Raw genomic sequence first — 21,648 nt, forward strand, 5'->3', positions numbered from 1 at the left:
CACGCGACGCAAAGAGCGCGGCTCACAGCGTTTCCAACAGCTCGGCGAAGGCCCGCGCCGACGCCTCGACATGGCCGCCCAGCCGATGCATGTCGTCGACCAGCAGCAGCCGCGCCGCGCGCGCCTGCGCCCAGGCGATCACCTCGGCGGCGGGAATCAGCTCGTCGTGCCAGGCATGCACGATCGAGATCGGCACCGGCGCCGCGTCCAGCGCCGGCATCCAGCCCATCCGCGTCGGCGGCACCATCAGGAACAGGCCGCGCACCGGCACCTGCAGCGACACCTGCGCGGCGATGTACGCGCCCAGGCTGGAGCCGGCCAGCACCACCGGTCCGCGCGGCGCGGCCGCCTGGGTCAACGCCAGCAGGCGTTGCAGCCGCGCCGGCACGTCGCCGAGCTGGCTGACCGCGCGGCGCGCGTCCAGGTCGGTGAAGTCCGGGCGCTCGTGGCTCCAGCCCAGGCGCTGCGCGACCGCGGCCAGCGCCGCGATCTTGATCGCATCCGGGCCGCTCTCGAACCCGTGCGCGAGGATGCAGTGGCCGCGGCTCACAACGCCACCACCGCATCGCCGAGCCGCAGCGTGCCGCCGTGCACGATCCGCGCGCACAGGCCGCCATGGCCGCGCATCGCGTTGTAGCCGCCGGGGCCCAGCGCGTCTTCCATGCGCGAGCACGGGTCGCAGGGCGCGATGCCTTCCAGTTCGACCGCGCCGATGCGGAAGCGGCGCCCGTTCAGCGCGATCAGCGGGATCCCGGACACGACCAGGTTGCGCCGCAGCGTCGCCGGCGCCAGCTGCGCGTGCCCGGCCAGCGCGGCGATCGCCGGCAGGTGTTCGGCCTGGATCAGGGTCACGCCACGCTTGCCGCTGCTGCCGGCGTAGCGGTCGCCGAACAGGCCGCCATCGGCGTGCGCCACCGCCTGCGCCACCTCCAGCATCGGCACGTCGCGCGCCGGGCGCAGGCCTATCCAGTCCACGCGTCCGGCGCGCGGCAGCGTGGCGAGCAGCGTCGCCAGCGGGCTATCGGGATTCAGAGTCATCGGCGAATGCTAGCATCCGTGCATGCCGCAGACCCCGCCGTTGCCGATCCACGATGCCCCCCTGCCCTACGTCGAACGACTGCAGGCGCGCACCCTGGACGCGATCGACCTGGCGGTGATCCATTGCACCGAACTGCCCGACCTGGCCGCCGCGCGCGCCTACGGCGAACGCGTGCTGTATGCGTCGGGCACCGGCAACAGCGGCCACTTCTACATCGACCGCGATGGCAGCGTGCACCGCTACGTGCCGCTGCAACGGGTGGCGCATCACGTGCGCGGCTACAACCCGCGCTCGCTGGGGATCGAGCTGGTCAACCGCGGGCGCTACCCGCACTGGCTGGATTCGCGCCACCAGGCGCTGCCCGAAGCGTATCCGCCGGCACAGATCCAGGCGCTGATCGCACTGCTGCGGCAGTTGCAGGCCGAGCTGCCGCAACTGCGCCGCATCGCCGGCCACGACGCGCTGGACCGCAGCCGCGAGAGCGCCAGCGACGACCCGGCGCTGCAGGTGCAGCGCAAGCTCGATCCCGGTCCGCGCTTTCCGTGGGCGCAGGTGCTGGAAGCGGTGGCGCTGCTGCCTTATGCGCCGCAGGCCTGATCGTCAGCGTTGTGGGAGCGACTTCCGTCGCGACGGGCATTACCGGTAACGCCCGTCGCGACGGAAGTCCCACACATTCCATGCAGCGCCTGGCCCGCATGGCATGAAATACGGCGCCGCATGCTCAGCGCGCACCGACGTAGTTCTTCTCACCCGCGGTCACCGCCAGCTCCAGGCGATTGCCGACCGGCGCCAACGGGCACACCACGTGCACGGTGAACGCGCAAGGCGGGTTCTGCGCCAGGTTGAAGTCCAGCACGATGCGCTCGCCCTGCGCCGGCTCGACGAACAGATAGCGCGCGCCGCCATAGCTCTCGCGGCCGCTGCTGCGGTCGGAGAACGGGAAGAACAGCCGCTTGCCGTCGTCGTCGCGCAGCGCCTGCAGCCGGTAGCGGCGGCCGTCCAGGGTGAATTCGGCGCTGCCCTCCAGCGTCAGCGGCTGCGGCGTGCCGATCGAGGTGAGCAGCATGATCGCGCGCGGCGCCGGTAGCGGCTGCCAGTCGGCGACCACCCGCCAGCGCGGGTCGATCGGGAAATAGTCGATGCCGCGGAAGCTGTCGCGCGCGGCGGCATGCGGATCGCGGAAACGCCAACCGAACAGGGTGCCGCTGCGCACCACGTAGAACTCCTGCTCGCCCAGCGCCAACCGCGTCTCGCTGCCGTGCGCCGCATCGGTGCCGAGGCGGCCGGCACGGAACGGCTGCCCGTGTACCGTCGGCACGGCGCCCGCGGCGGCCTCGAACAACACGCCGGCATCGGCGTCGACGCGCACGCTGCCCAGGTGCGCAGGACCGGCCGGCAGCCGCACGTCGTTGCCGGCCGCGCTGCCCACCTGGTGCACGCCGCTGCGCAGGCGGCCGGAGCCGGTATAGCTGAGCCAGCCGGACGGCGCGCGCAGCCGCGCCACCCGCTGCGCGCGGCGCTGCTCCACCGCCATCCGGTAGTGCGCCTCGGATTGCGCGCGCGGCGAGGCGTCGGCGCCGGCCGCGCGCGGGCGCTCGCCGCAGGCGGACAGGCTCAACGCCGCCGTCAGCATCCACATCCCACGCCAGCGCATCGCCACAGCCCTCGTGCCTGCCACCCCATGCCTCCTTCGCGCCACGCCGCCGCGCCTGCCGCGCGCGCTAGCCGCTGGCGCGCGGCCGCGCCGGATCGGCGATCCAGCCGCTCCACGATCCGGCATATACGCGCGCACCATGCAGGCCGGCGCGTTCCAGCGCCAGCAGCAGATGGCAGGCGGTCACGCCGGAGCCGCACATCAGCACCACCTCGCGCGGATCGCGCCCGTGCAGCAGCGGCTCCAATTCCGCGCGCAGCTCCTGCGGCGGGCGCAGACGCCCGTCGCGCAGATTCGCGCCGAGCGGACGGTTGAGCGCGCCGGGCACGTGCCCGGCGCGCGGATCGATCGGTTCGACCTCGCCGCGGAAGCGCTCGCCGGCGCGCGCATCCAGCAGCCAGCCCGGCGCCTCGTGCAGGCGCGCGGCGATTTCCTCGGCGTCGGCGATGCGGCTGGCATCGAAGCGTTGCGGATACGGCGGCAGCGGCGATGGCGTCGCCACGGCATCGGTTTCCGGCAGGCCATGCCGGCGCCAGTCGGCCAGGCCGCCGTCGAGCACGGCGACGCGGCGATGCCCGAGCAGGCTCAGCATCCACCACAGCCGCGCCGCGGCCATGCTGCCGTCGCCAGCGTCGTAGACCACCACCTGGGTGTGCGGTGCGATGCCCCACTGGCCCAGCGTGCGTGCGAACGCGTCGGCCTCGGGCAGCGGATGCCGGCCCAGGCCGCGACGGCCCAGGTCGGACAGATCGGTATTCAGATCGGCATAGCGCGCGCCGGGCAGATGCGACTGCGCGTAGCCCTGGCGCCCGGCCTGCGGGTCGGCGAGCGCGAAGCGTGCGTCCACCACCCGCAGATCCGGGTGGCCGAGCGCGGCCGCCAGCGTCGGTGCATCGACCAGTTGCGGCCAGTCGGGTGACGGTTCGCTCATGCGGTTTGCTCCAGTCGTCGGCGCAGGTTGAGCAGGATCGCCGCGGTCGCGCCCCAGATCCGCTGCCCCGGCCAGCCGTATTCCAGCACCACCCGCGGCCGCCCGCGGTAGTCGGTTTCGATGCTGCGCAGGTTGTCCGGCGCCATCAGGTAGGCCAGCGGCACTTCGAACACGTCCGCCACTTCGCCGGGATGCGGCTGCGGCACGAAACCCGGATCGATCGCCGCCACCACCGGCATCACCCGGAAGCCGCTGATGGTCACGAACGGATCGAGATAGCCCAGCGCCTCCACCTGCGCCGCGGACAGGGCGATTTCTTCCGCGCTCTCGCGGAGCGCCGCGGCCACCGCATCGGCATCGTCGGCTTCGATGCGGCCGCCGGGAAAACTGACCTGGCCGCCGTGGTGGCGCAGGCTGTCGGTGCGCCGGGTCAGCAGCACGCGGGTGCCATCGGCATGCGCCAGCAGCCCGACCAGCACCGCCGCCTCGGCCAGCACGCCGTCGGGCAGCAGATCGTGCAGTTCGTGGTGGTTCCAGCCCGGACCCGCGGGCGGCTGCTGCAGCGGATGCAGCGCGCGCAGCAGCGAGGCGCGTTCGGCCAGGCGCTGTCCCGGCGTGGGCGACCAGCCGCGCGCCGGCAGCACGTGCTGCATGTAGTGCTGGCGCTCGGCCTCGCTCATGCCGCGCCAGCGCGCGATCTCGTCGCCGCTGCGCAGGCAGCCCGCGCAGTAGCCCTGCGCGTCGAGCGTGCACAGACCGATGCAGGGCGTGAGCAACGCATGGGGGACGGGATCCATCGGATTCGACACCTGCTCAGACTAGCGCGATTCGCCGGCGGCGGCACTTTCCCTGCCACAAAAAAATTGCGCCGGCGTTCGCCGCCGGCGCAATTCGTCATGCCCTGCGCAGCGCGCTTACTTGACGCTGATCAGCTTGATCTCGAACTGCACCGCCACGTTCGGCGGGAACGGCGTGCGCGGGTCGGCGCCATAGGCCTTGTCCGGCGGCAGGGTCACTTCCCACTTGGAACCGGCCGGCATCTGCAGCAGCGTGTCGCGCATGGCCTGCATCTCGACTTCGCTGACCTTGATCGACGGGATCTGCTGCGCCGGACGCGCCTGCGCCGGGCGCTGGCCGAACGGATACGGACCGGCCACTTCCAGCTGCACGGCGCTGGCCTGGGTCGGCTTGGCACCCTTGCCGACTTCGATCACGCGGTATTGCACGCCGCTGGGCAGCGTCTGCACGCCGGCCTTGGCCTTGTTCTGGGCGATGAACTGGTCGCTCTTGGTCTTGTTCTCGGCAGCGGCCTTCTCGTAGTCGGCCTTGGCCTGCTGGGCACGGGCCTGCTCGCGCTTCTGGAACGCTTCGACGGCCGGCTTCAGCTGATCGGCGGCGACCGCCGGCTGCTTCTTGGCGTAGGCATCCTGCAGGCCCTTCACCACCGCATTGATATCGAGCTGCTCGCCGCGGCCGGACAGTTCGGCAAGGTTGTTGCCGTAGTCGTAACCGAAGTAATAGCTCAGCTTGCCCTTCTCGGACGAGGTGTCCTGGGCGAACGCATTGCCGCTCAGGGCTAGGGCCGCCACGGCGACCGCAATAGAACGCAACTTCATCAAACAATTCTCCAGGGTGGTGGCACAGGACGGCCTGTGCCGCCTGAGATGACGCGTTAGGATAGCCGCCGCGGCGCATAACCGCTACCGACGACGCAGGTCTGACAGACGGGCGCGGCCGGAGTTCCTCCTTACTCTTTTTTTACATTTCCAGGAATGACCATGTCCGCCGCGCCGGTCGTCACCGACACCCAGGATGCGATCCGCATCGTCACCGTGAACCGCGCTGACAAGCTCAACGCGTTGAATCGGCAAACATTACAGGCGCTGGACGCGGCCTTCGCCGAGGCCGAGGCCGAGCCCGGCATCCGCGTGGTGGTGCTGACCGGCGCCGGCGACAAGGCCTTCGTGGCCGGCGCCGACATCGCCGAAATGAACGAACTCACACCGGTTCAGGGCCGCGACTTCTCGCAACGCGGCCAGCGCCTGATGCGCCGCATCGAACGCCTGCCCAAGCCGGTGCTGGCGATGCTCAACGGGTTCGCGCTCGGCGGCGGGCTGGAACTGGCCATGGCCTGCCACCTGCGCATCGCCGCCGACGGTGTCCGGCTCGGCCAGCCGGAGATCAACCTCGGGCTGATCCCCGGTTTCGGCGGCACCCAGCGCCTGGCGCGGCTGGCCGGCCGCGCCGCGGCGCTGGAACTGTGCCTGCTCGGCACGCCGATCGACGCGGCGCGCGCGCTGCAACTGGGCCTGGTCAACCGCGTGGTGCCTGCAGCCGACCTGCGCGAGGCCACGCTGCAGCTGGCGCGGCAACTGGCCGGCGCCGCGCCGCTGGCCTTGCGCGGCATCCTCGACGCGATCCAGGTCGGCGCCGAATCGGCGATCGAGCAAGGCCTCGAATACGAGACCGCGCAATTCGGCCTGCTGTTCTCCAGCGAGGACATGCGCGAAGGCACCCGCGCGTTCCTGGAGCGGCGCCCGCCGCTGTTCCGCAATCGCTGAGCCGCGCGCCCCGATGCCCGACCGGCCCTCCCCCGCATCGCCGCTGCAATTGCTGCGCTGGGTGCTCGACGACGATCTCGACGCGGCGATCGATGGCGGTCTGATGAATTACGTCGGCGCCACCGACGACGACCTGCTCGATCCGGCGCATCCGCAATTGCGCGCACGGCTACTGGCCGCGCAACGGCGCCTGCGCGAGGCCTGGGACGCGCGCGAACGCTACCGTGCGCGCAGCGCGCGCCTGGCGCGCCGCGCCGCCGCACGCGAAGCCCGGCGTGCGCCGCCCGCGGCCGCCGCCGTAGCGGTCCCGGCGCTGCCGCCGGCGGCGGCGGCGATCCTGGCGCGGGCCAAGGCCAAGGCCGCGGCGCGGGGGCCGCAATGAGCGCAGCTGTCGCCACGCCACGGCGCGGCCCCACCTTGAGCAAGGCCGAGATCCACGAACTGTTCTCGCGCTTGGCCGAACTCAATCCCACCCCGACCACCGAGCTGGACTACAGCACCCCGTTCGAGCTGCTGGTCGCGGTGATCCTGTCGGCGCAGGCCACCGACGTCGGGGTCAACAAGGCCACGCGCCGCCTGTACCCGGTGGCGAACACCGCGGCGGCGATCCTGGCCCTGGGCGAGGACGGCCTGAAGCGCTACATCGCCAGCATCGGCCTGTTCAACGCCAAGGCCAAGAACGTGATCGCCACCTGCCGCATCCTGGTCGAGCAGTACGCCGGCGCGGTGCCGCGCGAGCGCGCCGCGCTCGAGGCCTTGCCCGGAGTCGGCCGCAAGACCGCCAACGTGGTGCTCAACACCGCCTTCGGCGAGCCGACCATCGCCGTGGACACGCATATCTTCCGCGTCGCCAACCGCACCGGCCTGGCGCCGGGCAAGGACGTGCGCGCGGTCGAGGACGGCCTGCTCAAGCGGGTGCCGGCGCAGTTCCTGCACGACGCGCACCACTGGCTGATCCTGCACGGCCGCTACGTGTGCAAGGCGCGCAAGCCGGACTGCCCGCGCTGCGTGATCCGCGACCTGTGCCGGTTCAAGGACAAGACGCCGGGCTGAAGCGGCTCGCACGACAGCCACCGGATCGGCCGCCAAGTGCACTGTAGCCGCGACAGCTCGTGCAGTCGGAAAACCCCATCGCTGCGTTCATCGCGACTGAAGCCGCTCCCACAATAGCTTCCCCAGCGCAGTCGAGCTGCGAGGCCTTTTGTGGGAGGGACTTCAGTCCCGACTGCATGCCAGTACGGAAAGCACACCGCTTCGTTCGTCGCGACTGAAGTCGCTCCCACAACAGCACTCCGACAACAGCACTCGGATACCTGCCGAGTGCACTGTAGGAGGGGTTTCAACCCCGACGCTTTCCGAAACCGGAAAACTCTGCGGCTGCGTTCGTCGCGGTTGAAACCGCTCCTACAGTTCCTCCGGATAATCGCCCTGGTAGCCGCACTGCAGACAACGCGACCGGCCTACGCCGCGCGCTGCCCCTCCACGCGCCGATCCAGCTCCTTCCAGTCCACCACCAGCGCGCAGCCGCGGGCGGCGGCGTTGCGGCTCCAGTCGCGCAGCAGCTCCAGGCAGGCATGGTCGAGGTGATGCAGCCGCGCCACGTCCAGATGCAGCTCGGTGTTGGGCGGCAGTCGTTCGAGGGTCCGCGCCATCGTCGGCACGCGCAGGAAGGTGGCCGAGCCTTCCAGCGACAGGCGCAGCTTGCCGGCGTTCGCCGCGGCGCCGTCGGCGGCGTCCTCGTGCGCATGCACGTCGACTTTCAACCGCGACTGCTGCAACGCCAGCCGCAGCAGCGACAGCGCGAAGCCGATCAGCACGCCGGTGAGCAGGTCGGTGGCGACGATGGCGAAGGTGGTCGCCAGGTAGATCGCCGCCGTGCCGCGGCCGTAGGCGGCCAGGTCGCGCACCTGCCCGAGCTTGACCATCTTCAGCCCGGTATAGACCAGGATGCCGGCCAGGCACGCCACCGGGGTCATCCGCAGCAGCCACGGCAGCAGCAGCGCGAACACCAGCAGCCAGCAGGCGTGCAGGATGGTGGACACGCGCGTGGCGGCGCCGGCCTGCACGTTGGCCGCGCTGCGCACGATCACCCCGGTCATCGGCAACGCGCCGAGAAACCCGCACAGCATGTTGCCCACGCCTTGCGCGGCGAGTTCGCGGTCGTAGTGGGTGCGCGGGCCGTCGTGCATGCGGTCCACCGCCGCCGCCGACAGCAAGGTCTCGGCGCTGGCGATGAAGGCGAAGGTGAAGGCCGACAGCAGCAGCGTCGCATCGAACACGCCGAGCATCTGCGCCAGGGTCGGGGTCTGGATCGCCGAGAACAGGTTGGCCGGCACGTCGACCTTGCGCACGTCCATGCCCTGCAGCTGCACCAGCGCGGTCATCGCCACCACCGCCAGCAGCGCGCCGGGCACGAAGCGCAGCGGTTGCGGGCGCAGCCGCTCCCAGGCCAGCATGATCGCGATGGTGCCGAGCCCGACCAGCAGCGCGGCGCGGCCCACGCCGGCGTCCAGCGCCTGCCACAGCACCGCCGGCAACGCAGCGAAATTCTCCAGCCCGCGCGCCTTCGGCGCCGCATCCATCAGCACGTGCGCTTGCGAGGCGACGATCAGGATGCCGATGCCCGAGAGCATGCCGGCGACTACCGCCGGCGAGGTCATGCGGAACCACACCCCGGCCCGGCACAGCCCGGCGATCAATTGGATCGCACCGGCCAGCAGGATCACCGGCCCCAGCGCGGCCACGCCATGCTGGCGGACGAGTTCGAACACCAGCACCGCCAGCCCCGCGGCCGGGCCGCTGACCTGCAGCGGCGAGCCGGCGATCAGGCCGACCACCAGGCCGCCGACGATGCCGGTGATCAGGCCGGCCGCCGGCGGTATGCCCGAGGCGATGGCGATGCCCATGCACAGCGGCAGCGCGACCAGGAACACCACCACCGAGGCCAGCAGGTCGCGGCCGAACACGCCGTTGCGCAGATAGCCGGCGAGCGCGGACGCGCCGGCGCGGGAGGGTTCTGTCATGGTTCGCATGCTCGGCTCCTTCAGACCGCGACGTTGCGCAGGACCGGTGCCAGGCGCGGCCGCGGGGTGGCTTCGGGAGCGCGCTTGCCCTCTTCCGGCAGCAGCGGCGCGAAGCGGCCGTGCTCGGCGTCGAAGGCGCGGATCTCGCCGTGGGCGATGTCGTAGATCCAGCCATGGATACGCAGCGCGCCGCGCGCCAGCCGCGCCGCCACCACCGGCTGCGTGCGCAGGTGGTCCAGCTGCGACAGCACGTTCTCCTCGGTCAGACAGTGCAGCGCGTCCTCCGGGTGCCCGGCGTGATCGTGCTGCGCGGCGACCTGGCGCGCGCTGTCGGTGTGCTTGAGCCAGGCGGCCACATTCGGCACCTCGCGCAGCGCGTCGGGATCGAGCACCGCCTTCATCGCGCCGCAGTCGGTATGCCCGCAGACCACGATGTGCTTCACCTGCAGCACCGCCACCGCATACTCGATCGCCGCGACCACGCCGCTGACATGCTGCGAGTACGGCGGCACCACGTTGCCGATATTGCGGTAGACGAACAGTTCGCCCGGCTGCGCGGCGAACATCAGTTCCGGCATCACCCGCGAATCGGCGCAGGTGATGAACAGTGTATGCGGGGTCTGGCCGCCGGCCAGTTGCCGGAACAGGCTGCGCTGGCGCGGGTAGACCTCTTTGCGGAAGTGGCGGAAACCATCGAGCAGACTTTCCATGGGGGGACCTCGGGACAAGGGAAAGGCGTCGCCGCGGCGGACGCCGCAGAACGGGGGAACGGGGACGCAACGCGCGGGCCACGCCGTCGGCCAAGCGAACTCGGATCCGGCAGTTCAGGCGCTGGGAGGTCGCAATCGCGGCCGTGGATGGGTGCCTGAACCGTGCCACGCGGCCGGCTGGGGCCAGCTGGCCGCTATGCGCACCGGCCGCCATGGCGACGCTGTCGGCAACACCGCCGTGTCGTCGTGCCCGAGCTGATCGGCACTGCTGCGCGATTCGACCTGCGCGTCCGCCGCCGGCACCTCCGGCGCCGCCACCAGGCCGATGTCGGCCAGCGCCGGCGGCAGCGGCGCCGGTGTCGAGGGCAGCGACGGGATCAGCGCCAGCAGCGCGATCAGCAGCAGTGCGGCGAGCGTCGGCATCCGATTGCAGGCATGCGAGTTCATGGCCCCACGCTACCCAGCGTGCCCGGCGCCGACAAGTGGTGCAGCGCACAGAAGAACCAATCGATGGCGCGATGGCGAGACGATGCCGCGCTTTGTGATGCCCGTCGTGCGCGACAACGGCAGGCGGCGTTTCATCTGCGCGCCATCGGACCGCAACATGCCGCGCGTCCAATGGCGCAAAAGACGCGTTGGCGCGCACCGGCGTGCACGCCGGGTGTGCGCCAAGTGTCACATTTACGCAATCTTCACATATTAGCCTGCGCGCATCTTCCCACCGCCCAGGCAACCCATGAAACTGTCTCGCACTCTCCTCTCGGCAGCCGTGCTCACTGCGATGTTCGCGCCGGCCGCGCACGCCGAAATCGCCATCGACGTGATCGGCGGTTCGGAAATTTCCTTCGAAGGCCTGCTCCAGGCCGACGGCAACTGGTACGACAACGACGTCCAGGACCTCAACGGCACCACCGGCAACAACGGCAAGAATTCCGAGTTCGGCATCCGCCGCGCCGAGCTGGTCGCCAAGGGCAAGGGCCCGGGCAACGTCGAGTGGGTCCTGGGCTACGACGCCAGCACCCTGCGCGAGTCGGCCAACAACGGCACCACCGTGCGCAGCACCGGCAAGTTCCTGGACACCAACATCAAGTACAAGTTCGGCGGCAACGCCAACAACTTCCTGCAGCTCGGCCAGTACAAGCAGCCCAACAGCCTGGAAGAACTGTCCAGCACCAAGAACAACGACTTCATCTCCAAGGCCTCGGTCACCAACACCTACGCGGTGTCGCGCCGCCTCGGCGGCGCGGTCGGCTTCGGCGACAACAACTGGAGCGTGGTCGGCAGCGTGTTCGGCCGCGAGCTGAGCCGCAACCTGGCGCACGGCAGCGGCTACGGCGCGCGCGGCACCTTCGCGCCGATCAACGCGTCGGGCAACATCCTGCACTTCGGCCTGAGCTACGTGAATTACGACACCGACGCCGACACGCTGCGCCTGCGCGCACGTCCGGACGCGGACCTGGCCTCGGTGCGTCTGGTGGACAGCGGCAACCTGACCAACACCGACCGCATCGGCGTGATCGGCGGCGAAGCGATGTGGGTCACCGGCCCGTTCAAGGCCCAGGGCGAGTACTACAACGCCAAGGTCGAGCGCTACGGCGCAAGCGACAACTACAGCAACGACGGCTGGTACCTCAGCGGCGTGTGGAACGTCACCGGCGAGACCTGGGGCTACAAGGCCGGCGTGCCGACCACCCCACTGCCGAACGAGCCGGCCAGCGGCATGTGGCAGCTGGGCGTGCGCTACGACAGCATCGACCTGAACGACGGCGACCTGATCGCGCGTCCGACCGGCGCGCCGCTGGTCGATGGCGTGCTCGGCGGCAAGATGAGCACCTGGACGGTCGGCGCCAACTGGTACTGGCGCTCCAACTTCAAGCTGGCGCTGAACTACGTGATGGTGGACAGCAGCAGGTACAGCAGCGCCACCCGCGGCAACGTCAGCGACAAGCCGAACATCCTCGAGGCGCGCGCGCAGTTCTACTGGTAAGCGCCGCAGCCCGGTGCAGTGCGCGGCGAACGCGGCGCGCTGCCTCGCCGCCATCGCTCCATCGCAGCGCCATGTTTCCGTCATCTACCAGTCCCGGCACCGTCATCGAACGGTTATGCAATGACCGCTTGCGGCGCCCCGCATACCACCCTTCAGGAGCTTCCTCCGTGATTCTCTCGCTCAAATCCCGCGTCCTGGCCGCCGCCGTCACCGCGTCGTTCGTGTTCGCCGCCAACGCCGCCGATGTCACCGGCGCGGGCGCCTCGTTCATCTACCCGGTCATGTCCAAGTGGTCGGCCGACTACAACACCGCCACCGGCAAGAAGGTCAACTATCAGTCGATCGGTTCCGGCGGCGGCATCGCCCAGATCAAGGCGGCCACGGTCGACTTCGGCTCCTCCGATGCGCCGCTCAAGCCGGACGACCTGGCCGCGTCCGGCCTGGCCCAGTTCCCGTCGGTGATCGGCGGCGTGGTGCCGGTGGTCAACGTGCAGGGCATCGCCCCGGGCGCGCTGAAGCTGGACGGCAAGACCCTGGCCGACATCTTCCTGGGCAAGGTCAAGACCTGGAACGACCCGGCGATCGTGGCCCTGAACCCGGGCGCGACGCTGCCCGACGCCAAGATCACCGTGGTGCATCGCTCCGACGGCTCGGGCACCAGCTTCAACTTCACCAACTACCTGTCCAAGGTCAACCCGGACTGGAAGAGCAAGGTCGGCGAAGGCACTGCGGTGCAGTGGCCGGCCGGCATCGGCGGCAAGGGCAACGAAGGCGTCGCCGCCTACGTCAAGCAGATCAAGGGCGGCATCGGCTACGTCGAGCTGTCCTACGCGCTGCAGAACAAGATGTCCTACACCGCGATGAAGAACGCCGCCGGCAAGTTCGTGCAGCCCAGCGACGAGAGCTTCGCCGCCGCTGCCGCCAGCGCCGACTGGGCCAACGCCAAGGACTTCTACCTGGTGATGACCAACGCCCCGGGCGAAGCGTCGTGGCCGATCACCGCGACCAACTTCATCCTGGTCCACAAGCAGCCGAAGAACCCGGCCAGCGCCAAGGCCACCAAGGACTTCTTCAAGTGGGTCTACGCCAACGGCGACGCCCAGGCCAAGCAGCTGGACTACGTGCCGCTGCCGGACGCGCTGGTCAAGCAGATCGACGCCTACTGGAGCGCCAACCTGAAGTATTGATCGGCGTTCTCTCTCCGCCGATCGCTACCCGAACGCGGGCCCCTCACCGGGCCCGCGTTTTTTCCTTCTCCCTTTGGGAGAAAGTGCCCGCAGGGCCGATGAGGGTAGGCGTGAAGCGATGCCTGATGGGGACGCGGAGCGGTGCCGAATGTCGCAGGGCGTACAAGAGCCGCCCGGATACCGCAGGAGGCGAGCACGAGCGCAGCGATTCCGCCCATCCGCGCGAGGCTCCGCCCCCTACCCTCACCCCCGGCCCCGCTCCCGCTGGGAGAGGGGGGCGAAGCGGCTGTTTTCCTTGACCAATTTCACGCATGGGCAGCCGCGTCATGAGGCTGTAACAAAAACATCATTTCATAGCGAGCATCCGCCGGATCGTCCGGCCCTCTTCGCTACGGAGTGACCCCATGAAACTGCAGCCGGCACGCTTTGCCGTCCTGTCCCTGGCCCTCGTCTTCGCCGTCACTGCCTGCCAGCCGGGCAATCGCGACAAGCAGGGTGCCGCCGATGCGGCAGGTGCTGCGCCCGCAGCCGCCCCGGCCGATGGCGCCAAGAGCGCCGCGGAGATTTCCGGCGCCGGCGCGTCCTTCATCTATCCGCTGGTGTCCAAGTGGTCGGCCGACTACCACACCGCCACCGGCAACAAGATCAACTACCAGTCGATCGGCTCCGGCGGCGGCATCGCCCAGATCAAGGCCGGCACCGTCGATTTCGGTTCCTCCGACAAGCCGCTGGACAGCGCCGAACTGGCTGCCGCCGGCCTCGGCCAGTTCCCCTCCGCGATTGGGGGGGTAGTGCCGGTGGTCAACCTGGACGGCATGGAAGCGGGCAAGCTGAAGCTGACCGGCGCGGTGCTGGCCGACATCTTCCTCGGCAAGGTCAGCACCTGGAACGATCCGGCGATCGCCGCGCTGAACCCCGGCACCCCCCTGCCCAGCACCAAGATCAACCTGGTGCACCGCTCCGACGGCTCGGGCACCAGCTTCAACTTCACCAACTACCTGTCCAAGGTCAGCCCGGAGTGGAAGAGCAAGGTCGGCGAAGGCACCTCGGTACAGTGGCCGGGCGGCGTCGGCGGCAAGGGCAACGAAGGCGTGGCCTCGTACGTGCAGCAGATCAAGGGCTCGATCGGCTACGTCGAACTGGCCTATGCGCTGCAGAACAAGATGCCGTACGCCTCGCTGCAGAATGCGGCCGGCAACTGGGTGCAGCCCAACGCCGACAGCTTCGCCGCGGCCGCCGCGTCGGCCGACTGGGCCAACGCCAAGGACTTCAACCTGGTCATCACCAACGCCGCCGGCGCGCAGGCGTGGCCGATCACCGCCACCAACTTCATGCTGATGCACAAGCAGCCCAAGGATGCGGCGCGCAGCAAGGCGACCCTGGAGTTCTTCAAGTGGGCGTTCGAGAAGGGCCAGCCGCAGGCCAACGAGCTGCACTACGTGCCGCTGCCGCCGGCGCTGGTGCAGCAGATCGAGGCGTACTGGGCCAAGGAATTCAAGTAAGCGCAAGCAGGCTTCCGCCCTCGCTGGCGGAAGCATGTGCGCGGAGGCGGGACGCACCGCGCATATGAATCGCGCCCGACGCTGCTGCAGGCAGCGCCGGGCGCCGCATCGGTACGACGTAGTCCGGACTTTCGGGTTCCCGCTCGCGCGGGAGCGACGCAGCCACCCACCGCGCGCGGCCACCCCCGCCGCGGCCATGATCGGACCGCGCCACTGCGCGCTCCGGCAAACACCGAGCCCATGAACGCCACCGTCATTCCCGAAGCGATATCGGCCCCCCGCGGACGCGACCTGCGCGACGCCCGTGCCGACCGTCTGTTCCGCTGGACGCTCACCGCCACCGTCGTCTTCGTCCTCATCGCCCTGGCCAGCGCGGCGCTGTCGATGCTGTGGGGCGGCCGCCATGCCCTGCAGATGCAGGGCCTGAGTTTCTTCTACTCCAGCGAATGGAACCCGGTCGAGAACAAGTACGGCGCGCTGGCGCCGATCTACGGCACCCTGGTCACCGCACTGATCGCGATGCTGATCGCGGTCCCGGTGAGCTACGGCATCGCGTTCTTCCTCACCGAAGTGTCGCCACGCTGGCTGCGCGGCCCGATCGGCACCGCCATCGAACTGCTGGCCGGCATCCCGTCGATCATCTACGGCATGTGGGGCCTGTTCGTGCTGGTGCCGGTGATGACCGAATACGGCACCCCGTGGCTCAACGACCACATCGGCACGCTGCCGCTGATCGGGCCGATGTTCCAGGGCCCGCCGCTGGGCATCGGCCTGCTCACCGCCGGCTTCGTGCTGGCGATCATGGTGATCCCGTTCATCTCCTCGGTGATGCGCGAAGTGTTCCTGACCGTGCCGACGCGGCTGAAGGAATCGGCCTACGCGCTGGGTTCGACCAAGTGGGAAGTGAGCTGGGACATCGTGCTGCCCTACACCCGCTCGGCGGTGATCGGCGGCATCTTCCTGGGCCTGGGCCGCGCGCTCGGCGAGACCATGGCGGTGGCGTTCGTGGTCGGCAACACGGTGCGGCTGTCGCCGTCGCTGCTGGAACCGGGCACCACCATCGCCGCGCTGATCGCCAACGATTTCGGCGAGGCCACCGAAACCTACCGCTCGGCGCTGCTGCTGCTGGGCTTCGTGCTGTTCATCGTGACCTTCATCGTGCTGGCGATCGCGCGCCTGATGCTGCAGCAACTGTCGCGCCGGGAGGGCAACTGATGGCCGCCGACATCGCAGACCGTCTGTACAACCGCCGCCGCGTGGTCAACGTGTTCGCGCTGCTGCTGTCCTGCCTCACCGCGCTGTTCGGGCTGGCCTTCCTGGGCTGGATCCTGTGGACCCTGCTGTCCAAGGGCATCGCCGGCATCGACGTCGATCTGTTCACCCGCATGACCCCGCCGCCGGGCGAAGAAGGCGGCCTGGCCAACGCGTTCTTCGGCAGCGCGGTGATGTGCGGCCTGGCGCTGCTGATCGGCACCCCGCTGGGCGTGGCGGCCGGCACCTGGCTGGCCGAATACGGCAATGCGCGCAAGACCGGCCAGGTGGTGCGCTTCGTCAACGACATCCTGTTGTCGGCGCCGTCGATCGTGCTCGGCCTGTTCGTGTACACGCTGTACGTGATGCAGACCGGCGGGCGCTTCTCGGCGATGGCCGGCGCGCTGTCGCTGGCCTTCATCGTGCTGCCGGTGGTGGTGCGCACCACCGACGAAATGCTGCGCCTGGTACCCTCGCAGATGCGCGAAGCGGCGCTGTCGCTGGGCATCCCGCAGTGGAAGGTGACGGTGCAGGTGCTGTACCGCAGCGCCTCGGCCGGCATCGTCACCGGCGTGCTGCTGGCGCTGGCGCGGATCAGCGGCGAGACCGCGCCGCTGCTGTTCACCGCATTCGGCAACCAGTACTGGAACAACAACGTCATGCAGCCGATGGCGAGCGTGCCGGTGGTGATGAACTCCTTCGCCGGCAGCCCCTACCCGAGCTGGCAGCAGCTGGCCTGGTCCGGCGCACTGGTGCTCACCGTGTTCGTGCTGCTGGTCAGCCTCGGCGCGCGCGGCCTGCTGCGCCGCTACAAGACTTCCAACGATTGATTCCCCTATGGAACCGGCCATGAACGATCACCACAACACCGCACCGATGCACCGCATCGCCATGCCCGCCGGACACACCGCGCTGGCGCCATCGCCGGTCAAGGTGGCCGCGCGCGGCCTGGACTTCTATTACGACAAGTACCACGCGCTGAAGGGCATCAACATCGAGGTGCCGGAAAAGCGCGTCACCGCGCTGATCGGCCCGTCCGGCTGCGGCAAATCGACCCTGCTGCGCATCTTCAACCGCATCTATGCGCTGTATCCGAAGCTGGAGGCGCGCGGCGAGGTGCTGCTGGACGGCGAGAACATCCTGTCGCCGAAGTACCCGATGAACCGCCTGCGCAGCAAGGTCGGCATGGTGTTCCAGAAGCCGGTGCCGTTCCCGATGACCATCTTCGAGAACGTCGCCTACGGCATCCGCCACCACGAGAAGCTGTCCAAGGCGGACATGACCGATCGCGTCGAACACGCGCTGCGCCAGGGCGCGCTGTGGGACGAGGTCAAGGACAAGCTCGGGCAGAGCGCGCTGGGCCTGTCCGGCGGCCAGCAGCAGCGCCTGTGCATCGCCCGCGCGGTGGCCTTGCGCCCGGACGTGCTGCTGCTCGACGAGCCGACCTCGGCGCTGGATCCGATCTCCACCAGCCGCATCGAGCAGCTGGTCGAAGAGTTGAAGACCGACTACACCATCGTCATCGTCACCCACAACATGCAGCAGGCCGCGCGCGTGTCCGACTACACCGCCTTCATGTACCTGGGCGACCTGATCGAACACGACCGCACCGAGATCATCTTCTCGCAGCCCAGCAAGCAGCAGACCGAAGACTACATCACCGGCCGCTTCGGCTAAGACGCTCCGACGCCAGCCCCGCGACGCCAGGACGGCCGCGGCGACACTAACGAATCCAACGGACCTACGACATGAACACCCAGCCGAACGAGCACATCGTGAAGAGCTACGACGAAGAACAGCACCGCATCGCCGCCGAAATCGTGCGCATGGGCGAGACCGCGGTGGCGCAGCTGGAAGCGGCCCTGGACGTGGTCGAGCGCCGCGACGACAACGCCGCGCTGCGCATCGTCGTCAACGACGAGGCGATCGACGCGCTCGAGCATGCGATCAGCGGCGACGTGATGCGGCTGGCGCTGCGTGGTCCGATGGCGCGCGACCTGCGCGAGATCCTGGCCGGCCTGCGCATCCCGGCCGACATCGAGCGCATCGGCGACTACGCGGCGAACGTGGCCAAGCGCTCGATCGCGCTGAACACCTCGCCGCCGATGCCGCAGACGCTGGGCCTGCGCCAGCTCGGCAAGCTGGCCGCGCAGCAGGTGCGCGAAGCGCTGCGCGCCTACCAGAGCAACGACGCCGACGCCGCACTGCGGGTGCGCCAGGGCGATGCGCTGCTGGACGCGCAGTACACCGCGCTGTTCCGCGAACTGCTGACCTACATGATGGAGGATCCGCGCAACATCACCCCGTGCACGCACCTGCTGTTCATGGCCAAGAACCTGGAGCGGATCGGCGACCACGCCACCAACATCGCCGAGAACGTGTGGTTCCTGGTGCATGGCGACCAGCCGCTGCCGCCGCGCGACAAGCGCGACGAAACCAGCACCACCTCGGGCATCTGAGTCCGGATTCACGCGGCCTCGACACGGTCGATACGTGGCGACACCTATCGACACGTGCAAGCCACCGAATCCCCCGGAAATTCGATCGCCTGTTCATCGGCTGGCGATCGCGTGCCCGACCACCGCAAGCGCGGCCTGAAGGCGCCGCCGCGTGGCCACGAGTGGCGCCGGGTCGACAACCAGTACGTGCCGATCGCCGACGCCACCGGCGTCATCAGCGGCGTCATCGCCAACAGCCGCCGCCGCCGCGCATGCGGCTATCACCAGGCCCCGCTTCGGCGGGGCCTTCTCGTTGGCGGACGGCGCAGCGCCGCATGCGGCGCACGGCGGCAGCGGGTACGCTTGGCGGACACGGCCGGCGTGGCGACGCCGGCACCCTGTCCACCTGCCTGGAGAGAATCCGCATGTCCATCCCATCGCGCCCGTCCACCGCCCTCGCCGGCGCCGTCCTGCTCGGCGGGTTGGGCCTGTCTGCCTCCGCGCTGGCGATGACCGACCTGGCCCAGGGCTACGCGCTCGGCGCACAGGCCGCGGCGCCGCAGAGCGCAAGCACCGCCGCCACGCCGGCGCCGGCGCAGGCGCAAGCCAAGCCCGAGACCAAGCAGGCAGACGCGGGCAACGCCAAGAACGCCGAGGGCAAGTGCGGCGCGCATGCGCAGGACACAGCCAAGGCCCAGACCGACACGCACGCCAGCGCCGCTGCGCACGACGACAAGGCGATGGCCGAAGGCAAGTGCGGCGAGGGCAAGTGCAGTGGCGGCGGCTGATTCCGCGCCGCGCCTGCTGCCTGCGGCGAGCGCCGGACTCGGCCTGCGCCGCGGCCTGCTGCCGGAGCTGCTGCAGGCGCCGCCGGCGGCGTTCGATTTCCTGGAATGCGCGCCGGACAACTGGATCGGCGTCGGCGGCCGCCTGGGCGCGATGCTGGACACGCTGTGCGCGCGCCATCCGCTGAGCTGCCATGGCCTGTCGCTGTCGCTCGGCGGCGTGGCGCCATTGGACACGGAACTGCTGCAGCAGACCCGGCAATTCCTGGATCGGCACAAGGTCGCGCTGTACAGCGAACACCTGAGCTACAGCGCCGACGACGGCCAGCTCTACGAACTGCTGCCGCTGCCGTTCACCGACGAAGCGGTGCGCCATGCCGGCGCGCGCATCGCCCAGGCGCAGGATGCGCTGGGCCGGCGCATCGCGGTGGAGAACGTGTCCTACTACGCCGCGCCGGGCCAGGCGCTGAGCGAAGCGCAGTTCGTCGTCGCGGTGCTGGCCGAAGCCGATTGCGACCTGCTGCTGGACGTCAACAACGTCTGCGTCAACGCCGCCAACCATGGCTACGACGCCCTCGCCTTCCTCGCAGCGATGCCCGGCGCACGCATCGCCTCGTACCACATCGCCGGGCATCGCGACGACGCCGCCAGCGCGCTGAAGATCGATACCCATGGCGCGGCGGTGGCGGCCGATGTCTGGGATCTGCTCGACGCCGCCTACCGCCTGCACGGCGTGCGCCCGACCCTGCTGGAGCGCGACAGCCAGTTCCCGCCGCTGCCCGACCTGCTGCACGAGGTGCAACGCATCCGCGACGCGCAGGCGCAGGCCGTGCCGTTCCAGGCGGCACGGGTAGCGCATGGCTGAATCGCTGCACGCGCAGCAGTTCGCGCTGGCCCTGCACCTGCGCGACCCGCAGCGGCACGCGCCGCCGCCGGACATCGAACCGCGGCGCCTGGCGGTGTACCGCGCGTTGTTCTTCGACAACATCGCGCAACTGCTCGCCTCGCACTTCCCGGTGCTGCACGCCACCCTCGACGGGGAGGCATGGCACGCATTGCTGCGCGCCTTCTGCGCCGAACACCGCGCCCGCACGCCGCTGTTCCCGCGTGTCGGTGGCGAGTTCGTAAGCTTCCTGCAGCAACACCGCGCGGATGCGCAGCGGCCGTGGCTGGCGGAGCTGGCGCACTACGAGACGGTCGAGCTGGAGGTGCAGATCGACGACGCACCGCTACCGCCGCACGACCCGCACGGCGACCTGCTCGCAGGCATTCCGCAGCTATCGCCGTGGCTGCGCCTGCTGCGCTATCGCTGGCCGGTGCAGCGCATCGGCCCGGCCTGGCAGCCGAGCGCAGCGCCCGCACAGCCGACCTGCCTGCTGGCGCGGCGCGATGCCGACGGCCAGGTGCACTTCGCCGAACTGGCGCCGCTGGCCCATGCACTGGTCGAGCGGCTGCGCGACGGCGAGCACAGCGGGCGCGCGCTGCTGCTGCACCTGGCCGCCGAGCACGGCCAGGACCCGGGCGTACTGCTGCACGACGGCACTGCGCTGCTTGCGCGCCTGCGCGAACAAGGCAGCGTGCTCGGCACCTGCCTGCTCGCCTGAGGCGCGCCGCGCAATCAGCGAGCACCGTGGCATTTCGATCCACCGGATCATGGCCACTTGTGGGAGCGACTTCAGTCGCGACAGGCATTACCGGTAAAAGCCCGTCGCGACTGAAGTCGCTCCCACACCATGTCGCCGACTGTAGATGCGCGACTGGAATGTCGCCCCGTCGATCTGCGCAAATCCGTACTGCCGCTCTGCGGCGCCTGCGTTGCCCCATTGATTTGCCTTCGCCAGGCTTGCGCAAGCACCACTGCGGCGGGCGTTTAGCCGCGCTCTGCTACCCTTGCCGGATGAATGATCGCGTCGACAACCCGTCCCAGCCCCTTGCGGTCACCCCCATGTCGCGGCGATTCCGTGGCTATCTGCCGGTGGTGGTGGACGTGGAGACCGGCGGGTTCGACTGGAACCGGCACGCGCTGCTGGAGATCGCTGTGGTGCCGATCGAGATGGACGAGACCGGCCAGCTGTATCCCGGCGCCACCACCGGCGCGCACGTGGTGCCGGCCCCCGGTACCGCCATCGACCCGAAGTCGCTGGAAGTCACCGGCATCATCCTCGACCACCCGTTCCGCTTCGCCAAGCCCGAGCGCGAGGCGCTGGACCACGTGTTCACCCCGGTGCGCGCGGCGGTGAAGAAGTACGGCTGCCAGCGCGCGATCTTGGTCGGCCACAACGCCCACTTCGACCTGAACTTCCTCAACGCCACCGTGGCCCGCTGCGGCCACAAGCGCAACCCGTTCCACCCCTTCAGCGTGTTCGACACCGTGACCCTGGCCGGCATCGCCTACGGCCAGACCGTGCTGGCGCGCGCCGTGCAGGCCGCCGGCTTCGACTGGAACGCCGCCGACGCGCACAGCGCCGTCTACGACACCGAGCAGACCGCCCGCCTGTTCTGCAAGATCGCCAACGCCTGGCCGGCGCCGCAGATCGGTTGAAGGTTCTTGTATGTCCTGGAAGCAGCCCTACCGTAACT

25 protein-coding genes are annotated in these 21,648 nt (G+C 69.7%); 16 read left to right on the forward strand and 9 right to left on the reverse strand.

What is annotated here, in order from left to right:
* Positions 1-22: 22 nt before the first annotated feature.
* Both FZ025_RS01050 and FZ025_RS01055 read right to left on the reverse strand, forming a co-directional pair.
* Positions 23-550, reverse strand: coding sequence for an alpha/beta fold hydrolase (locus tag FZ025_RS01050; RefSeq protein WP_046978606.1), 528 nt, complete (start codon positions 548-550; stop codon positions 23-25).
* A complete protein-coding gene (locus FZ025_RS01055) occupies positions 547-1,038 on the reverse strand; it encodes an MOSC domain-containing protein (protein WP_046978605.1) in 492 nt (163 codons plus the stop codon). Before FZ025_RS01055 ends, FZ025_RS01050 begins: the two co-directional genes overlap by 4 nt.
* A 22-nt stretch (positions 1,039-1,060) precedes the next feature.
* On the opposite strand from FZ025_RS01055, the gene FZ025_RS01060 reads away from it, so the two are divergent.
* Complete coding sequence (locus FZ025_RS01060; RefSeq protein ID WP_046978604.1) at positions 1,061-1,636, forward strand: N-acetylmuramoyl-L-alanine amidase; 576 nt, start codon at positions 1,061-1,063, stop codon at positions 1,634-1,636.
* Between the two features lie 124 nt (positions 1,637-1,760).
* On the opposite strand, the gene FZ025_RS01065 is transcribed toward FZ025_RS01060, so the two are convergent.
* The 4 genes from FZ025_RS01065 to FZ025_RS01080 all read right to left on the reverse strand — a co-directional run bounded on the left by FZ025_RS01065 (position 1,761) and on the right by FZ025_RS01080 (position 5,240).
* Positions 1,761-2,693, reverse strand: a complete 933-nt coding sequence (locus FZ025_RS01065; protein ID WP_104558879.1) for a DUF1684 domain-containing protein — start codon at positions 2,691-2,693, stop codon at positions 1,761-1,763.
* A 67-nt stretch (positions 2,694-2,760) separates the two neighbouring features.
* Positions 2,761-3,624: a sulfurtransferase gene (locus tag FZ025_RS01070; RefSeq protein WP_046978602.1), complete on the reverse strand. Its 864-nt coding sequence runs from the start codon at positions 3,622-3,624 to the stop codon at positions 2,761-2,763.
* Positions 3,621-4,421, reverse strand: coding sequence for an NUDIX hydrolase (locus FZ025_RS01075; protein WP_046978601.1), 801 nt, complete (start codon positions 4,419-4,421; stop codon positions 3,621-3,623). Before FZ025_RS01075 ends, FZ025_RS01070 begins: the two co-directional genes overlap by 4 nt.
* Before the next feature lie 117 nt (positions 4,422-4,538).
* On the reverse strand, positions 4,539-5,240 hold the full coding sequence (locus tag FZ025_RS01080) for an FKBP-type peptidyl-prolyl cis-trans isomerase N-terminal domain-containing protein (RefSeq protein WP_104558878.1): 702 nt from the start codon (positions 5,238-5,240) through the stop codon (positions 4,539-4,541).
* Between the two features lie 162 nt (positions 5,241-5,402).
* Between FZ025_RS01080 and FZ025_RS01085 the strand changes: the two genes are divergently transcribed.
* Genes FZ025_RS01085 through nth form a run of 3 tightly spaced genes read left to right on the forward strand, consistent with a single transcriptional unit; the run spans position 5,403 to position 7,238 of the window.
* Positions 5,403-6,185, forward strand: a complete 783-nt coding sequence (locus FZ025_RS01085; RefSeq protein WP_104558886.1) for an enoyl-CoA hydratase/isomerase family protein — start codon at positions 5,403-5,405, stop codon at positions 6,183-6,185.
* A gap of 13 nt (positions 6,186-6,198) precedes the next feature.
* The gene (locus FZ025_RS01090) at positions 6,199-6,567 is read left to right on the forward strand and encodes a hypothetical protein (protein WP_104558877.1); all 369 of its coding nucleotides are present in this window, start codon (positions 6,199-6,201) and stop codon (positions 6,565-6,567) included.
* Complete coding sequence (gene nth / locus FZ025_RS01095; RefSeq protein ID WP_046979382.1) at positions 6,564-7,238, forward strand: endonuclease III; 675 nt, start codon at positions 6,564-6,566, stop codon at positions 7,236-7,238. Before FZ025_RS01090 ends, nth begins: the two co-directional genes overlap by 4 nt.
* 407 nt (positions 7,239-7,645) lie before the next feature.
* Here the strand turns inward: nth and FZ025_RS01100 are convergent, their stop codons facing one another.
* The 3 genes from FZ025_RS01100 to FZ025_RS01110 form a co-directional block, all read right to left on the reverse strand.
* Positions 7,646-9,217: a SulP family inorganic anion transporter gene (locus FZ025_RS01100; RefSeq protein ID WP_104558876.1), complete on the reverse strand. Its 1,572-nt coding sequence runs from the start codon at positions 9,215-9,217 to the stop codon at positions 7,646-7,648.
* Between the two features lie 11 nt (positions 9,218-9,228).
* Positions 9,229-9,918, reverse strand: coding sequence for a carbonic anhydrase (locus FZ025_RS01105; protein ID WP_104558875.1), 690 nt, complete (start codon positions 9,916-9,918; stop codon positions 9,229-9,231).
* Positions 9,919-10,032: 114 nt separating this feature from the next.
* On the reverse strand, positions 10,033-10,365 hold the full coding sequence (locus tag FZ025_RS01110; protein WP_104558874.1) for a hypothetical protein: 333 nt from the start codon (positions 10,363-10,365) through the stop codon (positions 10,033-10,035).
* Between the two features lie 289 nt (positions 10,366-10,654).
* On the opposite strand from FZ025_RS01110, the gene FZ025_RS01115 reads away from it, so the two are divergent.
* From FZ025_RS01115 to rnt, 12 genes are all read left to right on the forward strand, one after another.
* Entirely contained in the window at positions 10,655-11,905 is a 1,251-nt protein-coding gene (locus FZ025_RS01115; RefSeq protein ID WP_104558873.1) for an OprO/OprP family phosphate-selective porin, read from the forward strand.
* 167 nt (positions 11,906-12,072) lie between these two features.
* Positions 12,073-13,092, forward strand: coding sequence for a phosphate ABC transporter substrate-binding protein PstS (gene pstS / locus FZ025_RS01120; protein ID WP_167523863.1), 1,020 nt, complete (start codon positions 12,073-12,075; stop codon positions 13,090-13,092).
* 404 nt (positions 13,093-13,496) lie between these two features.
* The gene (gene pstS / locus FZ025_RS01125; protein ID WP_104558871.1) at positions 13,497-14,594 is read left to right on the forward strand and encodes a phosphate ABC transporter substrate-binding protein PstS; all 1,098 of its coding nucleotides are present in this window, start codon (positions 13,497-13,499) and stop codon (positions 14,592-14,594) included.
* 240 nt (positions 14,595-14,834) lie between these two features.
* A complete protein-coding gene (gene pstC / locus FZ025_RS01130; protein ID WP_104558870.1) occupies positions 14,835-15,809 on the forward strand; it encodes a phosphate ABC transporter permease subunit PstC in 975 nt (324 codons plus the stop codon).
* On the forward strand, positions 15,809-16,675 hold the full coding sequence (pstA, locus tag FZ025_RS01135) for a phosphate ABC transporter permease PstA (RefSeq protein ID WP_104558869.1): 867 nt from the start codon (positions 15,809-15,811) through the stop codon (positions 16,673-16,675). The genes pstC and pstA overlap by 1 nt, the downstream gene beginning before the upstream one ends.
* 19 nt (positions 16,676-16,694) lie before the next feature.
* The gene (gene pstB / locus FZ025_RS01140) at positions 16,695-17,522 is read left to right on the forward strand and encodes a phosphate ABC transporter ATP-binding protein PstB (protein ID WP_104558885.1); all 828 of its coding nucleotides are present in this window, start codon (positions 16,695-16,697) and stop codon (positions 17,520-17,522) included.
* Between the two features lie 71 nt (positions 17,523-17,593).
* Positions 17,594-18,304, forward strand: coding sequence for a phosphate signaling complex protein PhoU (gene phoU, locus FZ025_RS01145; RefSeq protein ID WP_104558868.1), 711 nt, complete (start codon positions 17,594-17,596; stop codon positions 18,302-18,304).
* Positions 18,305-18,415: 111 nt separating this feature from the next.
* Positions 18,416-18,796 (forward strand): RcnB family protein, encoded by a 381-nt coding sequence (locus tag FZ025_RS22810; protein ID WP_425509716.1) that lies wholly within the window; start codon positions 18,416-18,418, stop codon positions 18,794-18,796.
* Positions 18,709-19,071, forward strand: coding sequence for an HvfA family oxazolone/thioamide-modified RiPP metallophore (locus tag FZ025_RS01155; protein ID WP_104558866.1), 363 nt, complete (start codon positions 18,709-18,711; stop codon positions 19,069-19,071). Before FZ025_RS22810 ends, FZ025_RS01155 begins: the two co-directional genes overlap by 88 nt.
* Positions 19,058-19,933 (forward strand): HvfB family MNIO-type RiPP peptide maturase, encoded by an 876-nt coding sequence (locus FZ025_RS01160; protein ID WP_104558865.1) that lies wholly within the window; start codon positions 19,058-19,060, stop codon positions 19,931-19,933. The genes FZ025_RS01155 and FZ025_RS01160 overlap by 14 nt, the downstream gene beginning before the upstream one ends.
* Positions 19,926-20,672 (forward strand): HvfC family RiPP maturation protein, encoded by a 747-nt coding sequence (locus tag FZ025_RS01165; protein WP_104558864.1) that lies wholly within the window; start codon positions 19,926-19,928, stop codon positions 20,670-20,672. The genes FZ025_RS01160 and FZ025_RS01165 overlap by 8 nt, the downstream gene beginning before the upstream one ends.
* Positions 20,673-20,965: 293 nt before the next feature.
* Positions 20,966-21,610, forward strand: a complete 645-nt coding sequence (gene rnt, locus FZ025_RS01170; protein ID WP_104558863.1) for a ribonuclease T — start codon at positions 20,966-20,968, stop codon at positions 21,608-21,610.
* Positions 21,611-21,648 lie beyond the last annotated feature (38 nt).

The sequence above is a fragment of the Xanthomonas hyacinthi genome, from assembly GCF_009769165.1.
Classification (GTDB): Bacteria; Pseudomonadota; Gammaproteobacteria; order Xanthomonadales; family Xanthomonadaceae; genus Xanthomonas_A; species Xanthomonas_A hyacinthi.